Raw genomic sequence first — 17,936 nt, forward strand, 5'->3', positions numbered from 1 at the left:
GGGTTCCTACCTCCGAGGCTTGTATGCTGATTCCCTACGACGCACTTGAAGTCGACACCCTGACCCGCCTCATCGAAGACTTCGTCACCCGCGACGGTACCGACAATGGCGACGACACGCCCCTGGAAACCCGCGTACTGCGCGTGCGCCAAGCGCTGACCAAGGGCCAGGCCCTGATCGTGTTCGACCCGGAGAGCGAGCAATGCCAGTTGATGCTCAAGCACGACGTGCCCAAGCATCTGTTTGACTGAGCAGGGTTCAGCGGTTGGGTTCGGCATGGGTTTCTGTGGCCTGGCGTTCGAGGATCTTGCGATACACCTCGGCCCGATGGACATTCACACCCACCGGGGCGTCGATGCCGAATTTCACTTGGGTACCGTTGAGTTCGAGGATGTGCAGGGCGATGTCATCGCCGATGGAGATGACTTCGCCCACAGCGCGGCTTAAGACCAGCATGGCGGTTGTCCTTTTGGAGTGACAGGACCTTGACCATGCGCGATTGGATTTGGCGCAGCAATGGCTTGCAGTAAAATCAGGAAAGGCCTACGTAGCCCGGTAATTTTTCTGACAGACAAGCCCCAGTTTCTGATCGTTCCCACGCTCCGCGTGGTAACGCATCCGGTGACGCTCCGCGTCACGCCTTCAAAAGCGGGACGCGGAGCGTCCGGGGCGGCATTCCCACGCGGAGCGTGGGAACGATCATCATCAGCCCTTGGTTGCCTGGGCCTTGGCGCGCATCTTGTCGGCCATCAGCGTCATCTCGTCATACAGCAACTGCGGGTTCTTTTGCTTCAACGCCCACGCCATGCGCCCCTGCTCGTGGGGCAAAATCATGAACTCCCCTTCTGCCACCCGCTGATAAATGTAATCGGCAATATCCGCCGCCGAAATCGGTGAACTCTCCAGCAACTTGCCGACCTGCGCCTTCATCGCAGGCGTTGGCCCACGGAATGAATCCAGCAGGTTGGTCTGGAAAAACGACGGGCATACCACATGCACACCGACTTCCTGCTGCTTGAGTTCCACCAGCAAACTCTCCGACAACGCCACCACACCGGCCTTGGCCACGTTGTAGTTGCTCATTGCCGGCCCCTGCATCAGCGCAGCCATGGACGCGATGTTGATAATCCGCCCTTTGCTCTTTTCCAGCAGCGGCAGGAACGCCTTGCAGCCCTTGACCACGCCCATCAAGTTGATCGCAATCTGCCAGTCCCAATCTTCCAGGGACAATTCGGCAAAAAAACCACCCGAGGCCACGCCAGCGTTATTGACGATCACATCAATGCCGCCCAGCTTCACTTCGCAAGCCTGGGCAAAGGCGGTGAGCTGGCTGTAGTCACGCACGTCGCAGCGCTGGATAAAGCCATCGCCACCGGCCTCGCGCACCAGCTTCAGGGTTTCCTGCAAGCCTGGCTCGCTGACGTCCGACAAGGCCAACTGCCAACCCTCGCGTGCCCAGCGCAGCGCGATTTCGCGACCCAGGCCGGATCCGGCGCCAGTGATCATCATGCGATTTTGCATAGGTAAGTAGCCTTGTAGTTCACGGAAGAAGTGATCGGCAGTGTAGCGAAGGTTTTTCCTGCACCCACGCACCATCCAATTGATGAATGCCTCAGGCAAACCGCCAGCCAGGTAGCAGCCCGGCTTATAGCGTAAGTTCAATCTTTTTCAACTAAGTGCCCATTATTGCGAACGCATTAAAAGAAATAAGCCAGTGTGCGAAATGCTTTAAGAAACTATGGAATTTTCTCCACAACGGCACAGTCGGAGTTGTTAAGGCGTCCGTAAATAAACCCACGGGCCTGTCGTTAAACAACCGGTCTTTTCAGAAGGCCTACAAGGAAAAAAACATGAGCCTGATTCTGATCATAATTCTGATCCTGCTGCTGGTCGGCGGCCTGCCGGTGTTCCCGCACTCTCGTAACTGGGGCTATGGGCCGTCGGGTATTCTGGGTGTGGTACTGGTGGTACTGTTGGTGCTGTTGCTACTCGGCCGGATATAAAATCCGGACAAAAAAAGAGGCCTTCTAGAAGGCCTCTTTTTTTATGCCCGGATTATTAGTCCGGCTTGCCGTCGATCACACCGGCGGTGTTATCCAACAGGCTCTTGGTGGCCGTCTGCAGGAACGACTCAAGTTTCTGTTTCAGCGCGGCTTCGTCCGGCGATTCAGGAATCACCTTACCGGTCGGGTTAGCGCCCAGTTCGTATTCCCACAGTTTCGGTGGCATCTCTTTAGGCAGTACCAGGATGCGGTCAGCAGTGACCAGGGCGACGGTCTGGTCGCTGCCCGACGGTTTGATCACGCCAAAGCCCTTGTCGCCTTCCGGCAGGTTCAACAAGTCGCGGCCCCAGCACTGATGCAAGGTGTCGCCACCCAGGCGGCCCATGATGGTCGGCACGATGTCGATCTGGGTACCCACGGTGTGGTCACGCTCGCCGAACTTCTCCTGCATGCCCGGTGCAATCATCAGCATCGGTACGTTGAAGCGGCCCAGGTCCATCTCGGTGATCTGCTGTTCATTACCAAAACCGTGGTCACCCACGATCACGAACAGGGTTTCCTTGAAGTACGGCTCTTTACGCGCCTTTTCAAAGAACTGGCCCAAGGCCCAGTCGGAGTAACGCATGGCCGTCAAATGCTCGTTGAGGCTGCCACGGTCGGTGACTTTCTCGACCGGCAAGGGCGTCGGCAACGCATACGGCGTGTGGTTGGACAGGGTTTGCAGCAGGGCGTAGAACGGCTTGCCGCCTTCGCGGGCCTTCAGCTCTTCCAGGCCACGGTTGAACATGTCCTGGTCGGACACGCCCCACGTCGGGTCGGAGAACACCGGGTTAACGAAGTCGTTGCGCCCGATGAAGTTGGTCATGCCCTGGTTGCTGAAGAAACCCGACTGGTTGTCCCAGGCGAAATCGCCGTTGTAGACATACACGTCGTCAAACTTGCGCGCGCTGAGCAACTGCGGCAGGCCCGACAGCTTGTGGCTGCCTTCCGGGGTCTGCATCAGGTATTCGAAACCCGGCAGGTTCGGGAAGCACGCCATGGTGGCGAACATACCCTGATGGGTGTGGGTGCCGTTGGAGAAGAAACGGTCGAACAACAGGCCTTCCTTGGACAGTTTGTCGAAGTACGGCGTGATGTTGCCTGGGCGGCCCAGTGCGCCGACCGAGTGACCGGCGAAGCTTTCCATCAGGATCACCACGACGTTCTTGATCGGCAGGGTTTTCTCGGCCGGTGGCGTGTAGTCACGGCGCACGGCGGCGGTGTCGGTATCCACCAGTTTCTCTTGCGGCAACACCAGCATGTCACGCACGGTCTGGGTAGCCTGCGGCTGGTCCAGCGTGGCTTTCCAGATATTCGAGCGCTCTTCGGAGAAGCGCGACTTGGCTGCGGCGATCAACGACAGGGTGCCGTTCAAGCCCAACTGGTTGGCGAAGTTCGAGTCGGTGGTGTAGACATCACCCCAGCGCAGCGGCGGGCCTTGGCGCAGGGTGCCACGAATGGCGACCACGGCGATCAGCAGGCACACCACGAACACCGCAATGCGGCTGTACCACGGAGCAACCTGGCGAGTGCCGACGGTGCCGCCGCTGAACGGACCACGTGGGCGTGTCGCACGGTCGGCGCCCTTGAAGGCGATGCTCAGGATCAGCGTGCCTACGGCCCAGGCCAGCAGGTAGCGCACCACCGGGAAACCGTACCAGAGCATGCTCATCACGGTTTTCGGGTCTTCCTTCACGTATTGGAAGACCAGACCGTTGAGGCGCTGGTGAAACTCGCGGTAGAAGTCCATCTCCATCAGGCCCAGGAACAGGGCAATGCTGGACGCGATGGTCAGCCAAAAACGGAAGAACCCACGCGCCGCCATGGCCCGTACGCTGAACAGCGCCAGCAGCAGCGGGACCAGCGCGTACATCACAAAGCGGATGTCGAAGCGCGTGCCGTTGACGAAGGCTTCGAGGAAGGTCGAGGCCGGCGTGTCGAGGATCATCTCGCGGTTGTAGACCAGCAGCGCCAGGCGCAGCAGGGAGAACATCACCATCATGACCAGCGCGCAAAGCAGCGTGTATGCCAGATGGGATTTGACGGTCGGTTGCAGCAAGCGATTAGAAGCTCGCTGCTGACTCAGGGCGTCCGGGTTTGCCATGTCGTTCTAGGACCCATTGGAAGTTTAAGTTTCGAAATTATGCAGTGGCGTCCGTCCCTCGCCCAGGCTGGCTGGGGTAGGCGGTTAACGCGGTGGCGCAAATGGTGCCCGATCAATGGCATCAACGCTATTAATTACTGAACGTGCGCCGTGGCCCGGCCTTTAATGGCACGTGAGTTAGAGCCTTGGGAGAGCCGTAAAACCGCCGAATTGTCTTGGAAAAGATGTGAAAATTGTGTGCAGCGAATAGTTTCGACACACAAAATCCTGAGTACGCTGGAAACCACTGTGGGAGCGGGTTTGCCCGCGATTGCAGTGTGTCAGTCAAAACATCTGATACTGATACACCGCTATCGCGGGCAAGCCCGCTCCCACATTGACTGTGCCCACTCTAGATGGAGTGGGCGAACGATCAGATCCGCACGTTACCGCGCGGCCCGGCAATCGCCCAGATAATCAGACCCAGTACCGGCAGCAACAGGATCAGCAGGATCCACAGCACTTTGGCGCCGGTGCTGGCGCCACTTTTGAACACGTTGATGATCGCCCAGATATCCAGCGCCAGGATGATCAGGCCGATAAGACCGTTGAAAGTGGAACCCATGGTGTCGCTCCTAAGTGAGGGCATGCACTTGTAGGATAGTCAGCGTTTGCCTGGGTTCCGTTTTATTTCAGACGTGCACAGCGACTTTCAAGGCTTCCAGTGACGGCTCGGCCTTGATCCCCACTTCGGCGCACAGTTGCAACACGCGCGGCAGGTCATTGCCGTACACCAGCACCGCCTGGATCTCGTCATCGAGCAATTGGCTGAAGTTAAGCAACACATAGCCGCCATCTTCGGGGCTCAACGCGCTCATCTGGATCTGGATGCGGTTCAGCGCGGTGAGGTCTTCGGTCTTGGCCAACTGCTTGGGCTTGAGGTTGAACGCCACGCCCGGGCCGAACGAGGCGACGATCTGCGCGAACAGATCGCCATAGGTGTCGGCCTGGAACAGCACCGTGTCCGGCAGGCTGCCAACCACTACCCACTCACCCAGAGGGATAGGGAACGTGTCGTCGTAGTTGATATCCGGGTTCGCCGCCAGAAACGCCACCGGTTCCGCGTAGGCTTGGGCGGCTTCTGTGGCGATGCGCGCCACCTCGTCCTCGCCCATGACGCCGGCGCTGATTTTGCTGATAAGTTCGACGAGGGCGGTTTGCATGGGAAGGTCCTGTGGCGGGCTGGTTTTTGAGGGCGCGTAGCCTACACCAGTTTCTGCAACCGTGCCGCCGTATCCGCCGCGCCCATGGTTTGCGCGGCAGCCAGCGCGGTCGCGCCCTGGGCATCGACGGCCTTGGGGTTGGCGCCCTGGCCGAGCAGGTAGTCGACCATTTCAACGCGGTTGAACATAGCGGCCAGCATCAGCGCTGTGCGCCCGTCCGGGGAGGTTGCATCCACCGGCGCGCCGCCGTCGATCAACGCCTTCACCACCGGCAGGTTGCCTTTGAACGCTGCACCGGCGATCGGCAGCTGATTTTTGTCGTTGGCAATCAGTGGGTCGGCTTTGAACTCGAGCAACACTTTTACCGCTTCGACATGGCCGTGGTAGGCAGCGAGCATCAATAAGGTGTCGCCGTTGTGATTACGAAAATTGGCCGGCAAGCCTTTGGCCAGCAGCGCAGCCAGCATCGCTGCATCGCCTTTGCGGGCCACATCAAAAACCTGCTCGGCGAATTCGGCGGCTTCATCGTCGGTCATTTGTTTGGGCTGGTCTGACATGCGGGGGCTCCTTGTCTGCGAATGTGTATAAGGCGCTCAGTGTCGCGAGGGAGTTCCCCGCTGTCATGGCTTTTTTGTCAAAAGCATTCATAGCCAGAATCAATAACGGAACTGCCCGCCCTGGATCTGCGCCAGTAATAGCCCGGTGACCGGCACATAACTGTCGGAGCCGGGCAGCCACGCGTACACCGGGTCGTTACCGGCCTTGTCCGGGTCGAAGGCCTCCTCCTTGAGCTTGACCTTCTGGTATTTGAAGGTGCCAGTGGTTTCCATCTTGACCTTGATGCGCAAAAACAACGGCACCGCATAGTGCGGCAACTGGCCGTGGGCAAACTGCAACAGCTCACGCATGTCCAGGGCCGCCAAGGACTCGCTTGGCGTGATGGCGACCATGCCTGCGCGGCCATTGGTGTTCTCGATCTCGACGCCATAGGCCACCACTTCGGCGATCTGCGGGTGCTGCAGCAACACGTTTTCCACTTCGGTGGTGGAGACGTTTTCGCCCTTCCAACGGTACGTATCGCCCAGTCGGTCGACAAATTGCGCATGGCCAAAGCCAATACTGCGTAGCAAGTCGCCAGTATTGAAGTAGCGGTCACCCTTCTCGAACACGTCCGTGAGCACCACCTTGCGGTTCTTTTCCGGGTCGGTGTAGCCGTCGAACGGCGACTTTTCATCGATCCTGGCCAGCAGCAAGCCCTGCCCGCCAGTTTGCACCTTACGCAGGAAACCATCGCTGCCACGCAGCGGCTCACCGGTTTCGTGGGAGTACTCCACCAGCGCCCAATGCTGCAGGCAAAAGCCGATGGTGTTATCGAAATTCAGCACATTGGTAAAACCGATGTTGCCGTCGCTGGCGGCATACAGCTCGCAGATGTGCTCGACGCCATAACGCTGCTTGAACTGCGCCCAGACACCGGGACGCAAGCCATTGCCGACCATCTTGGTGACTTTATTGTCGCGATCCTGCGCACTGGGCGGCTGGTCCAGCAGGTAGCGGCACAGTTCACCGACATACCCCAGGGTGGTTGCGTTGAATTTGCGCGCATCGTCCCAGAACTGGCTGGCGCTGAATTTACGCCGGATGGCGAAACCCGATGCGCCGATAATCGCCGAACCCCAGCACACGCACAGGCCCGTGGCGTGGTACAGCGGCAAAGTGCAATACAGAACGTCGTGCGGCCCCATGTCGAGGGCGATGCTGCCGAAACTCACCGCCGTCTTGGTCCAGCGCCCGTGCTTCATGATGCCGGCCTTGGGCAAACCGGTAGTGCCGGAGGTGTAGATATAGAAGCAGGGGTCGTTGAAGAAGATTTGTCCGCTGCTGGCAGGGTTGTCCACCGGGCTGTCAGCGCTGGCGGCCATCAGGTCGGTGTAGCCCTGCGGCACCGCGTGTGAGGACTGATCCGCCACAAACCAGCTGCGTTCGGCCGCAATCGACACTTGCTCGCGCACCGCCGCATAGGCGTCTACCAATTCTGCACCTGCCACGATCGCCGCCGGGTTCACCAGGTTCAGGCTGTGCACCAGCGCCGCCTGGGTTTGCGCGGTGTTGAGCATGGCGCAGATACCGCCCAGCTTGGCCACGGCCAGTACGCTGAGGAGCAGTTCCGGGCGATTTTCAATAAACAGCGCGACCACATCACCCTTGCCGATGCCCTGCGCTTGAAGGTAATGAGCCATGCGATTGGCGCGCTGGTTGGCTTCGCGGTAGCTGAGCACGCTGTCGCCGTACAACAACGCCGCGCCGTCGGGGTTGCGCAACGCAGCCTGTTCAAAGTGCCAACCGAGGCCGCAAGGCTGCGCGGGGTCGGTGACATTCGCGGCGCGCATGCCACGCACTACGCGTGGCAAAGCTCGAACAATCGCAGGCACCTTACGTAAGAGCTTGCCCCACGTGATCATGTCGTCTTGCTGATGGCTCATGGCGGAACGTCCTTTTTCTTATTCTTCGTATGATCCAGACATAGCGGCAGCCCTGTAGGCAGATGCCGAATGCCATGCGGGAAAATACGCCTGCCATTCTTTGACTGTACATGCGGGATTTGAAAAGTTTTGTATCCCGAGTCGGCTTCCACCGAAAAGGAATTTTGCCCAACCGAGGCGGTCTTTATCTTCGAGGCTGACCTGAAACAGCTGGCGCGAATAACGCAAAATGCAGGATGCACGATGGCCATTCATGCAAATTGCACGAAACCGAAAATCTGTAAAATTTTTAACTAATTGATTTATAACGACTTTTTCAGATATCCAATACTGGCACAATCACTGCACCTATCTCTCCATGCTTGCCAACTTGAGCCAACGGAGCTGATAGACATGAGCCTGATCCAAGATAAATTCGCTTCTGTATTCTCCCAATACGACGTCACCACTCAGCCACGTCCAGACGGCGGTATCCTGCTGACCCTGCGCAACAGCGAAGGCAAACAGGTCAAGCGTTCGATCTCGTATCAACAGCTGCACACCGCTGACCAACTGACCTGGGTGATCAGCGCGATCCGCCGCGACCTGGCCGAACAAGCCAGTGAGCTGCCACAGATTTCGATGCTGCAAAGCCAGAACCGCTTTGCCCTGCCGACCTACCACTCGGCATAAACCACCGATAACCAAAAAGGGCCGCGACGCTTACAGGCGTCGCGGCCCTTTTTTGTGTGGCTTCAGCACAAGCCTTGTCGGCTGGCCTCATTCATCGCCTGTACGCGGTTGGTGACTTCCAGCTTGCCGTAGATATTGCGCAGATGGAATTTCACCGTGGCTTCAGAGGTTGCCCGGATCTGACTGATTTCCCAGACGGTCTTGCCTTCCGAGGCCCAGCGCAAAATTTCCAGCTCTGTCGGGGTGAGGGGCTTGCCGCCCAGGCTCAGACGTCTTCTAACGGTCATCGGCGCGTCCACCGGCGTGCGACACGACTGTTCTGGGCCACTCATTGTGCTCTCTCCTTTTGTAGTGGATGCCCTATCACCTTTCGGATTCCTGCTATTGACAGGTGATATAAACATCGAGTCTGCAGAGAGTTACATAACGAATGGATTGAAAGCACAGGGCGCAGCAGAAACAGCTACGCCTTACAGATAATCAGGCTTATTCCCACAACAACTTCCAACTTGCCTGGGTTGAACATTTAAATATCTGTGCTTAGTCGTCCAAGCCCGGGAAACCATCGGCAATAGCATCGCCGGTGAGTTGAGGCTCGCAGCCTTTAGCTGTGTTGAACAAACGCAAGGTGACAAAGTGCGGGTTCTCGCCCATGTCGAACCAATGCGGCACGCCGGCCGGAATCACCAGCAGGTCATTTTTCTCACAACGTACGGCATACACATAGTCGCCCACGTGCACGTTGAACAGGCCCTGGCCTGCGACGAAGAAACGCACTTCGTCTTCGCTGTAGCGGCGTTCACTGAGGAATTGCGCACGCAGTTCAATGTTCTGTGCCAGATCGCCCGCCGCCCTAAGCACCTCCACGGCGGCGTAGCCAAGGGCGTCGATCTGCGGCTGGTACGCGGCGATCATGTCTGCGTCGCTGGCGCCCTTCTCAATCGGCGCCGGCTGCCAGCGCGCAAAACGCACACCGTGGTCGGCCAGCGTCGAGACGATATCGTCGAAATGGGTCAGGACCTTGTTCGGGGTATCCGGTGTGGTGGCAGCGTAAACAGCGACATAACTCATTGCTCGGTTCCTGTAGTCGGTTCTTGCAATCGAAGGCCAATGATAATGGCGGCGGCCAGGGCGGCGACGCTGGCGATGCTGAAGGTCAGGGTCGGGCCCAACAGGTTCCAGCTGTAACCGGCGTAGAGGGCGCCCAACGCGCCCCCGGTGCCGGCCAGCGCGGCATACAGCGCCTGGCCCTGGCCTTGTTGTCTGGCGCCGAAACTGCGTTGTACAAAGGCGATGGCGGCCGCATGAAAGCTGGCGAACGTGGCGGCGTGCAGCACTTGCGCCAGCAGCAATACCCAGAAGATTTCAGCGAATGACCCCAGCAGCAACCAGCGGATAGCCGCCAACACGAAACTGGCCAGCAGCACCCGCCGCACCGAAAAACGCGTCAGGATCCGGCTCATGGCCAGGAACATCAGCACCTCCGCGACCACACCCAGCGCCCACAGCATGCCGATCACGCCACGGCTATAACCCAAATGTTCAAGGTGCAGGGTCAGGAACGTGTAATACGGGCCATGGCTCATTTGCATCAAGGCCACGCAGGCATAAAACGCCAGTACGCCGGGGCTGCGCAATTGCTTGAGGAAACCGTCACCGGCCAGGCGATTGCCCTGGACGGCGGGCTGCGCGTTCGGCACCCACAGGCTGGCGCCAATAATGCCAGCCATGATCACCACGACCACCACCGGGTAAATGTCCAGGCTCAGCCCGTCGAACAGGCGGCCCATGATCACCACGGTGAGGATAAAACCGATGGAGCCCCACAGGCGGATCTGGCTGTAGCGCGCGGTTTGCTTTTGCAGGTGCGCAAGCGTGATCACTTCAAACTGCGGCAACACCGCGTGCCAGAAGAACGCATGCAGTGCCATCACCAGGGCCAGCCAGGCGTAGGTTTTGCTGAAGAAGATCAGCGAGAAACTCGCCAGGGTACACACCGCGCCAAAACGCACGATGGCCAGGCGCCGGCCGGTGTAGTCGCCGAGCCAGCCCCACAGGTTGGGCGCCACGCAGCGCATCAGCATGGGGATGGCCACCAGCTCGCCGATACGCGCGCTGGAGAACCCCAGGTGGTCGAAGTACAGCGCCAGGAACGGCGCCGTCGCCCCGAGCAGGGCGAAGTAGAAGAGGTAGAAGCTGGAGAGGCGCCAGTATGGGAGGCTTTGCGTCATATTGTGGGGGGCTGCTGCGCAGCCCAGCGGGAGCAAGCTCCCTCGCCACAGCAAGCTCGCTCGCCACACGCCGTCACAGCTGGCCCAACACCGGCGTACTCACCTGCACATCGGCGTTTTGCCCACGGTTGCGCAGCAGGTGGTCCATCAACACGATGGCCATCATCGCCTCGGCAATCGGCGTGGCGCGGATGCCCACGCACGGGTCGTGGCGGCCCTTGGTGATCACGTCCACCGGGTTGCCGTGCACATCGATCGAACGGCCCGGCGTGGTGATGCTCGACGTGGCCTTGAGCGCCAGGTGCGCAACAATCGGCTGGCCGGAGGAAATACCGCCGAGGATGCCGCCCGCGTTATTGCTGAGGAAACCTTGCGGCGTCATTTCATCGCGATGCTCAGTGCCGCGCTGGGCGACACAGGCAAAACCGGCGCCGATCTCCACGCCCTTGACCGCATTGATGCTCATCAGCGCGTGGGCCAGCTCGGCGTCGAGGCGGTCGAAGATCGGCTCACCCAGGCCCGGTTTGACGCCTTCGGCGACCACGGTAATCCTGGCACCCACCGAATCCTGATCGCGGCGCAACTGGTCCATATAGGCTTCCAGTTCCGGCACCTTGTCCGGGTCGGGGCTGAAGAAGGCGTTGTCGTCGACGCTGTCCCAGGTCTTGAACGGGATCTCAATCGGGCCCAATTGGCTCATGTAGCCACGGATCACGATGCCCTGGGTGGCCAGGTATTTCTTGGCGATGGCACCGGCGGCCACGCGCATGGCGGTTTCACGCGCCGAGCTGCGGCCACCGCCACGGTAGTCGCGCTCACCGTATTTGTGGTGGTAGGTGTAGTCGGCGTGGGCCGGGCGGAACAGGTCCTTGATCGCCGAGTAGTCCTTGGACTTCTGGTCGGTGTTGCGGATCAACAGGCCAATGGCGCAGCCGGTGGTGCGACCTTCGAACACGCCGGAAAGAATCTCGACTTCGTCGGGCTCCTGGCGCTGGGTAGTATGGCGGCTGGTGCCGGGCTTGCGGCGGTCGAGGTCACGCTGCAGGTCTTCCAGAGACAACTCGAGGCCTGGCGGGCAGCCGTCGACAATGGCGACCAACGCCGGGCCATGGCTTTCGCCCGCGGTGGTGACAGTGAACAGCTTGCCGAAGGTATTGCCGGACATGCAGGGCGCTCCGTGAAATCAGTTGAATCAACTCAACCGTAATAACTTAAGGCAGCCAGTATACGCAGGCTAACCGAGTAGTTCATCCTCGAAACCTTACCGGTAGACGTTGGTCCAACCGGCACCTTCCTGATGATGGCGTGATGATGCTGCGAGTTTTGCTTTTGACCCTTACCCTGTTTTCCAGCCTTGGCTTCGCCGCCTCCCCCGTCGTGCTGCAACGGCCGATCAGCCTGGACACCGGCAGCGGCGAGCTGTTTGGTTCGCTGCTGCTGCCAAAATCCGACAAGCCGGTGCCCGTGGTGCTGATCATCGCCGGCTCCGGCCCCACCGACCGCAACGGCAACAGCGCCGATGGTGCGCGCAACGACAGCCTCAAGCGCCTGGCCTGGGTGCTGGCGCGCAATAACATCGCCAGCGTGCGCTACGACAAACGCGGCGTGGCCGCGAGCCTGGCCGCCACCCCCGACGAACGCAACCTCACCCTGGACGCCTATGTGGCCGATGCGGTGGCCTGGGGCAAGCTGCTCAAGGCCGACAGCCGCATGGGCCAGTTGATCGTGCTGGGCCATAGCGAAGGTGCGCTGGTCGCCACCCTCGCCGCGCCGCAACTCGACCCGGCCGGGGTTATTTCGCTGTCCGGCAGCGCCCGGCCGGTGGACCAGGTGATCCGCCAGCAACTGGCCGATCATCTGCCCCCTGCCCTGTTGCTGCGCAGCAATGAAATTCTCGACCACCTTAAGGCCGGCCAGGTGGATGCCGATGTACCGCGCCCGCTGGAAGGCATTTTCCGCCCCAGTGTGCAGCCGTACCTGATCAGCCTGTTTCGTGCCGACCCATCGGCCGCCTTCGCCAAACTGAACATGCCGGCTCTGATCATCCAGGGCACCAACGATATCCAGGTTGGCGTGGCGGATGCCCAGCAGTTGCAAGCGGCCAAGCCCGACGCACAACTGAGCGTGATTCAAGGCATGAACCACGTGATGCGCATCGTGCCCAAGGATGTAAAGGAACAGCTTGAGTCATACAACGACCCCAAACTGCCCCTCGCCGCCGAGCTGGGCCAACGCATCGTGCGCTTTATCGACGGACTTCAACCCCGTTAAGCGATTATTTGCCTCCAGTCCTGAATAAAACGGCCGATAAGCCCAGAGTCGACAGTAAAAAGACTGTCGGCTCGCCGGGCTTGGACAGGATCGCGCCGCATGACTACCACCGAAGCAACACCCGAATCTACCGCCGACACCCCGGCCGAAAAACCCGAGGCTGTCGAGGCCGCGGCCCTGCCGTGGGCGGACGTTCAGGCCGAACACTTCAAGATGCTGCGCCTGGCGCCCCTGGCCACTGATCGTGCCACCGGCGCACGGCCGCTGCGGTTCGTACAGTTTGGCTATACCGAACGCCATGACAAGAAACACAGCCTGTTACGCATGGTGATCCAGTTGCCCGGCCAACGTGTGCGCCGCGAGCAGAACCACCTGGATATCTGGGTCGATCACGAGACGCACCGTGTGCACTTCGGCCCGGGTAACAGCCTGGAAATTGAACCGGCCAACCGTGGCCTGGGACGCTTTCTGGTGGCACAGGCCGCCGCGTGGGCGAAAAAGAAGTGGTCACATTACCGCGTAGACGGCGTGGACCTCGCCAACAAGGATGCACTCAACGAAGCCACGCGCCTGCGTCGCGATCATTTCCTGCGCATCCAGGGTTTTGATGTGGCCTACGCCGATGTGCAGCACCTCAAAGGGAACGTGCAACCCGGCAAAGTCAGCGAAGTGCTGGACAGCTGGAACACCGAGAAGGTGCAGTACGTGGAGATCCTCGAAGCTGCGCAAATGCTGCAGCAGGCCGAGCAGAACCTGGCCGAGCAGGAAGTGAAGCTGCGCAAGGAAGAAGAAAAGGTCACCAAGTTCAAGCGCGAGGACAGTGGGCTGCGCTTTACCATTACGTGCCTGGTGGCGTTTACGGTGTTTCAGGCGGGGCTGTTGATCTGGATTGCCACACACCGCTGAAAGGTTGGAATGCATTCCAAATGTGGGAGCTGGCTTGTCGGCTCCCACACTGACCGCGTTCCTATTGTGGAATGAAGTTAAACCCGCGCCGCGAACACCGCCTGATGCTCCCGGCACTGTTCAGCCGTCAGCATGAACACACCATGCCCGCCGCGCTGGAAGTCCAGCCAGGCAAAGTCGACTTCCGGGTACAGCGCTTCGACGTGCACTTGGCTGTTGCCGACTTCAACAATCAGCAAGCCCTTCTCGGTCAGGTGGTCGGCGGCCTCGGCCAGCATGCGTCGCACCAGGTTCAGACCATCGTCGCCGCAGGCCAGGCCCAGTTCCGGCTCGTGCTGGTACTCATCCGGCATGTCGGCGAAGTCTTCGGCATCCACGTACGGCGGGTTAGACACGATCAAGTCAAAACGCTGGCCCGGCAGGCCATCGAAGCCGTCGCCCTGCACGGTGTAGACGCGTTCATCGACACCATGACGCTCAATGTTCTGGTTAGCCACTTCCAAGGCTTCGAAGGACAAGTCGCCCAGCACCACTTCGGCGTCCTGGAACTCGTAGGCACAGGCGATGCCGATGCAACCGGAGCCGGTGCACAGGTCGAGAATGCGCGCCGGCGGCTGGGCCAGCCATGGCTCGAAGCGGTTTTCGATCAACTCGCCAATCGGTGAACGCGGGATCAACACGCGCTCATCGACAATAAACGACATGCCGCAGAACCAGGCTTCCTTCAACAGGTAGGCGGTAGGGACACGCTCGTGGATACGCTTGTGCAGCAAGCGCTGCACATGGGCGACTTCCTCTTCTTCGAGGTTGCAGTCCAGGTAGCTGTCGGCAATTTCCCAAGGCAGGTGCAAGGCGCCGAGCACCAATTGCCGGGCTTCGTCCCAGGCATTGTCGGTGCCATGCCCGAAAAACAGGTCTTCCCCATGGAAACGGCTGACAGCCCAACGGATGTGGTCGCGCAACGTGCGCAGGCGGGAGGTAATCACGGGGGCAAGCTCCTGGAAAAAACGACTGGCGATTCTAACAGCCTTCGCCTGTACCGACGATGTACGAAAACCCTTCACCATCTGTCGGAAATCATTCAAATTGCCATCATTGCGCTGATCAAGCCCACCTCTTGACATGGCTGCACGTCAACAACGGCGTACCTTACGATGGTAGCGATTCACAGAACCGCTCAGCCAGTGGACAATGTGACAAAAGCCCCCCTCACAGGAGCCCCAGAATGTCCGTTCCAAAGACGATGTTTCAACTCAGCGGTCGCGGTTACGCAGCAGCCAACCTGAACCATGCGACCCTCGTGATCATCGACGCCCAGAAGGAATACCTCAGCGGCCCACTCGCCCTGTCCGGCATGGACGCGGCGGTCGACAACATCAAGCAGCTTGTGACAGCCGCGCGTAATGCCGGGCGCCCGATCGTGCATGTACGTCACCTTGGCACCGTCGGTGGCCTGTTCGACCCGCAGGGCGAGCGCGGCGAGTTCATTCCTGGCCTGGAACCCCAAGGCGATGAAACCATCATCGGCAAACTGCTGCCCAGCGCGTTCCATGGCACCGGCCTGGAGAAACACCTGCAAGACCTCGGCTCCCTGGACTTGATCGTCTGCGGTTTCATGAGCCACTCCAGTGTCAGCACCAGCGTGCGCGCCGCCAAGAACCTGGGCTTTCGCTGCACCCTGGTGGAAGACGCCTGCGCCACCCGTGACCTGCCTTACAAAGGTGGCATCCTGAGCGCCGAGCACGTACAGCAAACTGAAATGGCCATCATGGCCGACAACTTCGCCACCCTCGCGTTGACCAAAGATCTGATCTGATCGCCCTTGAGATGAGCGGCGTATTTATTGCCCCGCTCATCCGCAAAGCCCTCTCATTTGGCGCATTTACCGCTGCTGTCGGAACAACCTGTGTATCTTCCGGTCGAAGGGCCGATACCCTGGAGGAAAGGTCGGAATGAAGATATCCGATGGTTTTGACGCTCGTCGCTTGCGCCCCAAAGGCCCGAGCAATTGGCGTCTGCGCCTGGTAGCCGGCTTTGCCGCGTTGCTGGCCATTGTAGGTTTGCTGTTGGCCGGCGCTGGTGGCGCCGGCCTGTTTGGTCATTCGCCGGCCCTTGGCGAGTTGAATGCCAGCCCCGGCGGTTCGGCTATCCTGTTGGTAATCGGACTGCTGGTGCTGTGGTTGGGTGTGTGGTTATGGCGTCGTAGCCGTCGGAAAATGCGTCAGCCGCTGTCACTGAACATCGCTTCGCACTTGATGAAAAAGCACGACTGATGGCGCTTGGATAGCGTTTCCTGCGCCCTGGCCGCCGCGATTTAGGTAAACTGCCCGCCCTTCGCGGAGGCTGACATGCAAGACGACGATTTTTCCCTGTTCAAAAACGAGCTGCGCGGCGTCAAGCCGATCAAGCATGATCGTGCCGACACCGGTAAACCCAAGGCCGACCGGGCACAGATCGCCAAGTTGCGCCAGGCCGCGACCGTGCGCACCGACGCCACCACGGTGGATGGCCTGTCGGACCAGTTCGTGATCGATGTAGGCCCCGAAGACGAGCTGATGTGGGCTCGCGACGGCGTGCAGGAAAGCCAGATGCGCAAGCTCAAGATCGGCCAGATCCCGTTCGAAGGCAGCCTCGACCTGCACGGCATGAACGTGGAAAAAGCCCGCGAAACCCTTTGGGCCTTCCTGGCCGAAGCGACCAAATTCGAAATCCGCTGCGTGCGCGTCACCCACGGCAAGGCCGTGCGCCTGGACGGCAAGCGTCCCATGATCAAGAGCCACGTCAATACCTGGCTGCGCCAGCATGCCCAGGTACTCGGTTTTACCTCCTGCCAGGCCCGCCACGGCGGCGCCGGTGCGGTGTATGTGATGCTCAAGCGCACCATGATGGAAGGGCGCGACGAGTAACAAGTGCCATCGTCAGGCTTGCAGCGATGTGCCCGCCACCGTAACCTTGCGCTTTGCGAAAATCCCACAGGTAGTTTCATGTCCCTGGAACAGAATTACACCGCGATCCTCGGCCAGCTCGGCGAGGACGTTTCCCGCGAGGGCCTGCTCGACACGCCAAAGCGTGCCGCCAAGGCGATGCAGTACCTTTGCCGCGGCTATGAACAGACGCTGGAAGAAGTCACCAACGGTGCCTTGTTCAGCTCCGACAACAGCGAAATGGTGCTGGTCAAGGACATCGAGTTGTACTCGCTGTGCGAACACCACCTGCTGCCGTTTATCGGCAAGGCGCATGTGGCGTATATCCCAAGCGGCAAAGTGCTGGGCCTGTCGAAGGTTGCGCGGATTGTCGACATGTATGCGCGCCGCCTGCAGATCCAGGAAAACCTCAGCCGCCAGATCGCCGATGCCGTGATGCAAGTGACTGGCGCCCTGGGCGTGGCGGTGGTGATCGAAGCCAAGCACATGTGCATGATGATGCGCGGTGTGGAGAAACAGAATTCGTCGATGATCACTTCGGTGATGCTGGGTGAGTTCCGCGAAAACGCGGCCACCCGCAGCGAATTCCTCAGCCTGATCAAGTAACAGGCTGCGTAAGGAAAAGCCGGCGTTCATCGCCGGTTTTTTTTCGCCCGCGAAATTCAGGTAAGCTGCGGCCCCTTCTTCATGGGCAAGAGGTTTTCAGCCATGTTCGTCAAAGCACTTCGAGTGGGTCTCGGCCAAATCATCATCGCGGGCGACTTCCTGACCCGCCCGCGCAAAAAGCAGCGTTCTGCCGAGCAGCAGGCACAGGTCAACGCGGCGGCCAAGGAACTGACGCTGTATCAGTTTCACGCCTGCCCGTTTTGCGTGAAGACTCGCCGCACCCTGCACCGCCTGAATGTGCCGGTGGCGCTCAAGGACGCGAAAAACAACGAACAGGACCGCCAGACCCTGCTGGAGCAAGGCGGCAAGATCAAAGTGCCGTGCCTGCGTATCGAAGAGAATGGCCAGACCACCTGGATGTATGACTCCAAGGTGATCATTGATTACCTCGACAAGCGGTTTGCCGCCGTCTGACAGCCGCTGAAGAACCCAAGT

At 59.8% G+C, this 17,936-nt stretch carries 22 protein-coding genes; 10 read left to right on the forward strand and 12 right to left on the reverse strand.

Going from position 1 to position 17,936, the window contains the following annotated elements; genetic code table 11:
- Window positions 1–23: 23 nt before the first annotated feature.
- Window positions 24–251: a YheU family protein gene (locus HU759_RS21110; RefSeq protein ID WP_003192759.1), complete on the forward strand. Its 228-nt coding sequence runs from the start codon at window positions 24–26 to the stop codon at window positions 249–251.
- 7 nt (window positions 252–258) lie between these two features.
- Here HU759_RS21110 and csrA read toward each other — a convergent pair whose 3' ends face one another.
- Window positions 259–456, reverse strand: coding sequence for a carbon storage regulator CsrA (gene csrA, locus HU759_RS21115; RefSeq protein ID WP_017137818.1), 198 nt, complete (start codon window positions 454–456; stop codon window positions 259–261).
- 249 nt (window positions 457–705) lie between these two features.
- Window positions 706–1,521: an SDR family oxidoreductase gene (locus HU759_RS21120; RefSeq protein WP_017137819.1), complete on the reverse strand. Its 816-nt coding sequence runs from the start codon at window positions 1,519–1,521 to the stop codon at window positions 706–708.
- A gap of 329 nt (window positions 1,522–1,850) precedes the next feature.
- Here HU759_RS21120 and HU759_RS21125 point away from each other — a divergent pair, with 329 nt between their 5' ends.
- Window positions 1,851–2,003, forward strand: a complete 153-nt coding sequence (locus HU759_RS21125; RefSeq protein WP_015885095.1) for a DUF3309 family protein — start codon at window positions 1,851–1,853, stop codon at window positions 2,001–2,003.
- 55 nt (window positions 2,004–2,058) lie between these two features.
- Here the strand turns inward: HU759_RS21125 and HU759_RS21130 are convergent, their stop codons facing one another.
- From HU759_RS21130 to HU759_RS21150, 5 genes are all read right to left on the reverse strand, one after another.
- On the reverse strand, window positions 2,059–4,146 hold the full coding sequence (locus HU759_RS21130) for an LTA synthase family protein (protein ID WP_017137820.1): 2,088 nt from the start codon (window positions 4,144–4,146) through the stop codon (window positions 2,059–2,061).
- A 412-nt stretch (window positions 4,147–4,558) separates the two neighbouring features.
- Window positions 4,559–4,750 carry a PLDc N-terminal domain-containing protein gene (locus HU759_RS21135; protein ID WP_003172956.1) on the reverse strand — a complete coding sequence of 64 codons (192 nt, stop codon included), beginning with the start codon at window positions 4,748–4,750 and terminating at the stop codon, window positions 4,559–4,561.
- A gap of 67 nt (window positions 4,751–4,817) precedes the next feature.
- A complete protein-coding gene (locus HU759_RS21140; RefSeq protein WP_186617766.1) occupies window positions 4,818–5,348 on the reverse strand; it encodes a hypothetical protein in 531 nt (176 codons plus the stop codon).
- A 41-nt stretch (window positions 5,349–5,389) separates the two neighbouring features.
- A complete protein-coding gene (locus tag HU759_RS21145) occupies window positions 5,390–5,905 on the reverse strand; it encodes an ankyrin repeat domain-containing protein (protein WP_017137822.1) in 516 nt (171 codons plus the stop codon).
- A 99-nt stretch (window positions 5,906–6,004) separates the two neighbouring features.
- Window positions 6,005–7,831: a long-chain-acyl-CoA synthetase gene (locus tag HU759_RS21150; protein WP_186617764.1), complete on the reverse strand. Its 1,827-nt coding sequence runs from the start codon at window positions 7,829–7,831 to the stop codon at window positions 6,005–6,007.
- 393 nt (window positions 7,832–8,224) lie between these two features.
- Here HU759_RS21150 and HU759_RS21155 point away from each other — a divergent pair, with 393 nt between their 5' ends.
- Entirely contained in the window at window positions 8,225–8,503 is a 279-nt protein-coding gene (locus HU759_RS21155) for a DUF3509 domain-containing protein (protein ID WP_016970113.1), read from the forward strand.
- Window positions 8,504–8,565: 62 nt separating this feature from the next.
- Here HU759_RS21155 and HU759_RS21160 read toward each other — a convergent pair whose 3' ends face one another.
- From HU759_RS21160 to aroC, 4 genes are all read right to left on the reverse strand, one after another.
- Window positions 8,566–8,835, reverse strand: coding sequence for a helix-turn-helix transcriptional regulator (locus HU759_RS21160; protein ID WP_017137824.1), 270 nt, complete (start codon window positions 8,833–8,835; stop codon window positions 8,566–8,568).
- A 208-nt stretch (window positions 8,836–9,043) separates the two neighbouring features.
- Window positions 9,044–9,574 (reverse strand): acireductone dioxygenase, encoded by a 531-nt coding sequence (locus tag HU759_RS21165; protein WP_017137825.1) that lies wholly within the window; start codon window positions 9,572–9,574, stop codon window positions 9,044–9,046.
- On the reverse strand, window positions 9,571–10,734 hold the full coding sequence (locus HU759_RS21170) for an MFS transporter (protein ID WP_017137826.1): 1,164 nt from the start codon (window positions 10,732–10,734) through the stop codon (window positions 9,571–9,573). The genes HU759_RS21165 and HU759_RS21170 overlap by 4 nt, the downstream gene beginning before the upstream one ends.
- A gap of 73 nt (window positions 10,735–10,807) precedes the next feature.
- Window positions 10,808–11,899, reverse strand: coding sequence for a chorismate synthase (aroC, locus tag HU759_RS21175; protein ID WP_099548922.1), 1,092 nt, complete (start codon window positions 11,897–11,899; stop codon window positions 10,808–10,810).
- A 143-nt stretch (window positions 11,900–12,042) separates the two neighbouring features.
- On the opposite strand from aroC, the gene HU759_RS21180 reads away from it, so the two are divergent.
- A complete protein-coding gene (locus tag HU759_RS21180; RefSeq protein WP_099548921.1) occupies window positions 12,043–13,005 on the forward strand; it encodes an alpha/beta fold hydrolase in 963 nt (320 codons plus the stop codon).
- Window positions 13,006–13,104: 99 nt separating this feature from the next.
- Window positions 13,105–13,911 (forward strand): hypothetical protein, encoded by an 807-nt coding sequence (locus HU759_RS21185; protein WP_138452752.1) that lies wholly within the window; start codon window positions 13,105–13,107, stop codon window positions 13,909–13,911.
- A 77-nt stretch (window positions 13,912–13,988) separates the two neighbouring features.
- On the opposite strand, the gene prmB is transcribed toward HU759_RS21185, so the two are convergent.
- A complete protein-coding gene (gene prmB, locus HU759_RS21190; protein ID WP_017137830.1) occupies window positions 13,989–14,897 on the reverse strand; it encodes a 50S ribosomal protein L3 N(5)-glutamine methyltransferase in 909 nt (302 codons plus the stop codon).
- 239 nt (window positions 14,898–15,136) lie between these two features.
- Here prmB and HU759_RS21195 point away from each other — a divergent pair, with 239 nt between their 5' ends.
- From HU759_RS21195 to HU759_RS21215, 5 genes are all read left to right on the forward strand, one after another.
- A complete protein-coding gene (locus HU759_RS21195) occupies window positions 15,137–15,727 on the forward strand; it encodes a cysteine hydrolase family protein (RefSeq protein ID WP_017137831.1) in 591 nt (196 codons plus the stop codon).
- A gap of 136 nt (window positions 15,728–15,863) precedes the next feature.
- Window positions 15,864–16,184, forward strand: coding sequence for a hypothetical protein (locus HU759_RS21200; protein ID WP_056861118.1), 321 nt, complete (start codon window positions 15,864–15,866; stop codon window positions 16,182–16,184).
- 75 nt (window positions 16,185–16,259) lie between these two features.
- On the forward strand, window positions 16,260–16,817 hold the full coding sequence (locus HU759_RS21205) for a Smr/MutS family protein (RefSeq protein ID WP_017137833.1): 558 nt from the start codon (window positions 16,260–16,262) through the stop codon (window positions 16,815–16,817).
- Between the two features lie 78 nt (window positions 16,818–16,895).
- Complete coding sequence (folE, locus tag HU759_RS21210) at window positions 16,896–17,441, forward strand: GTP cyclohydrolase I FolE (RefSeq protein WP_003442011.1); 546 nt, start codon at window positions 16,896–16,898, stop codon at window positions 17,439–17,441.
- 102 nt (window positions 17,442–17,543) lie between these two features.
- Entirely contained in the window at window positions 17,544–17,915 is a 372-nt protein-coding gene (locus HU759_RS21215) for a glutathione S-transferase N-terminal domain-containing protein (RefSeq protein ID WP_017137834.1), read from the forward strand.
- The last annotated feature ends 21 nt before the right edge of the window (window positions 17,916–17,936 follow it).

Source organism: Pseudomonas sp. OE 28.3, from assembly GCF_014268205.2.
In the GTDB taxonomy this organism is placed as follows: domain Bacteria; phylum Pseudomonadota; class Gammaproteobacteria; order Pseudomonadales; family Pseudomonadaceae; genus Aquipseudomonas; species Aquipseudomonas edaphica.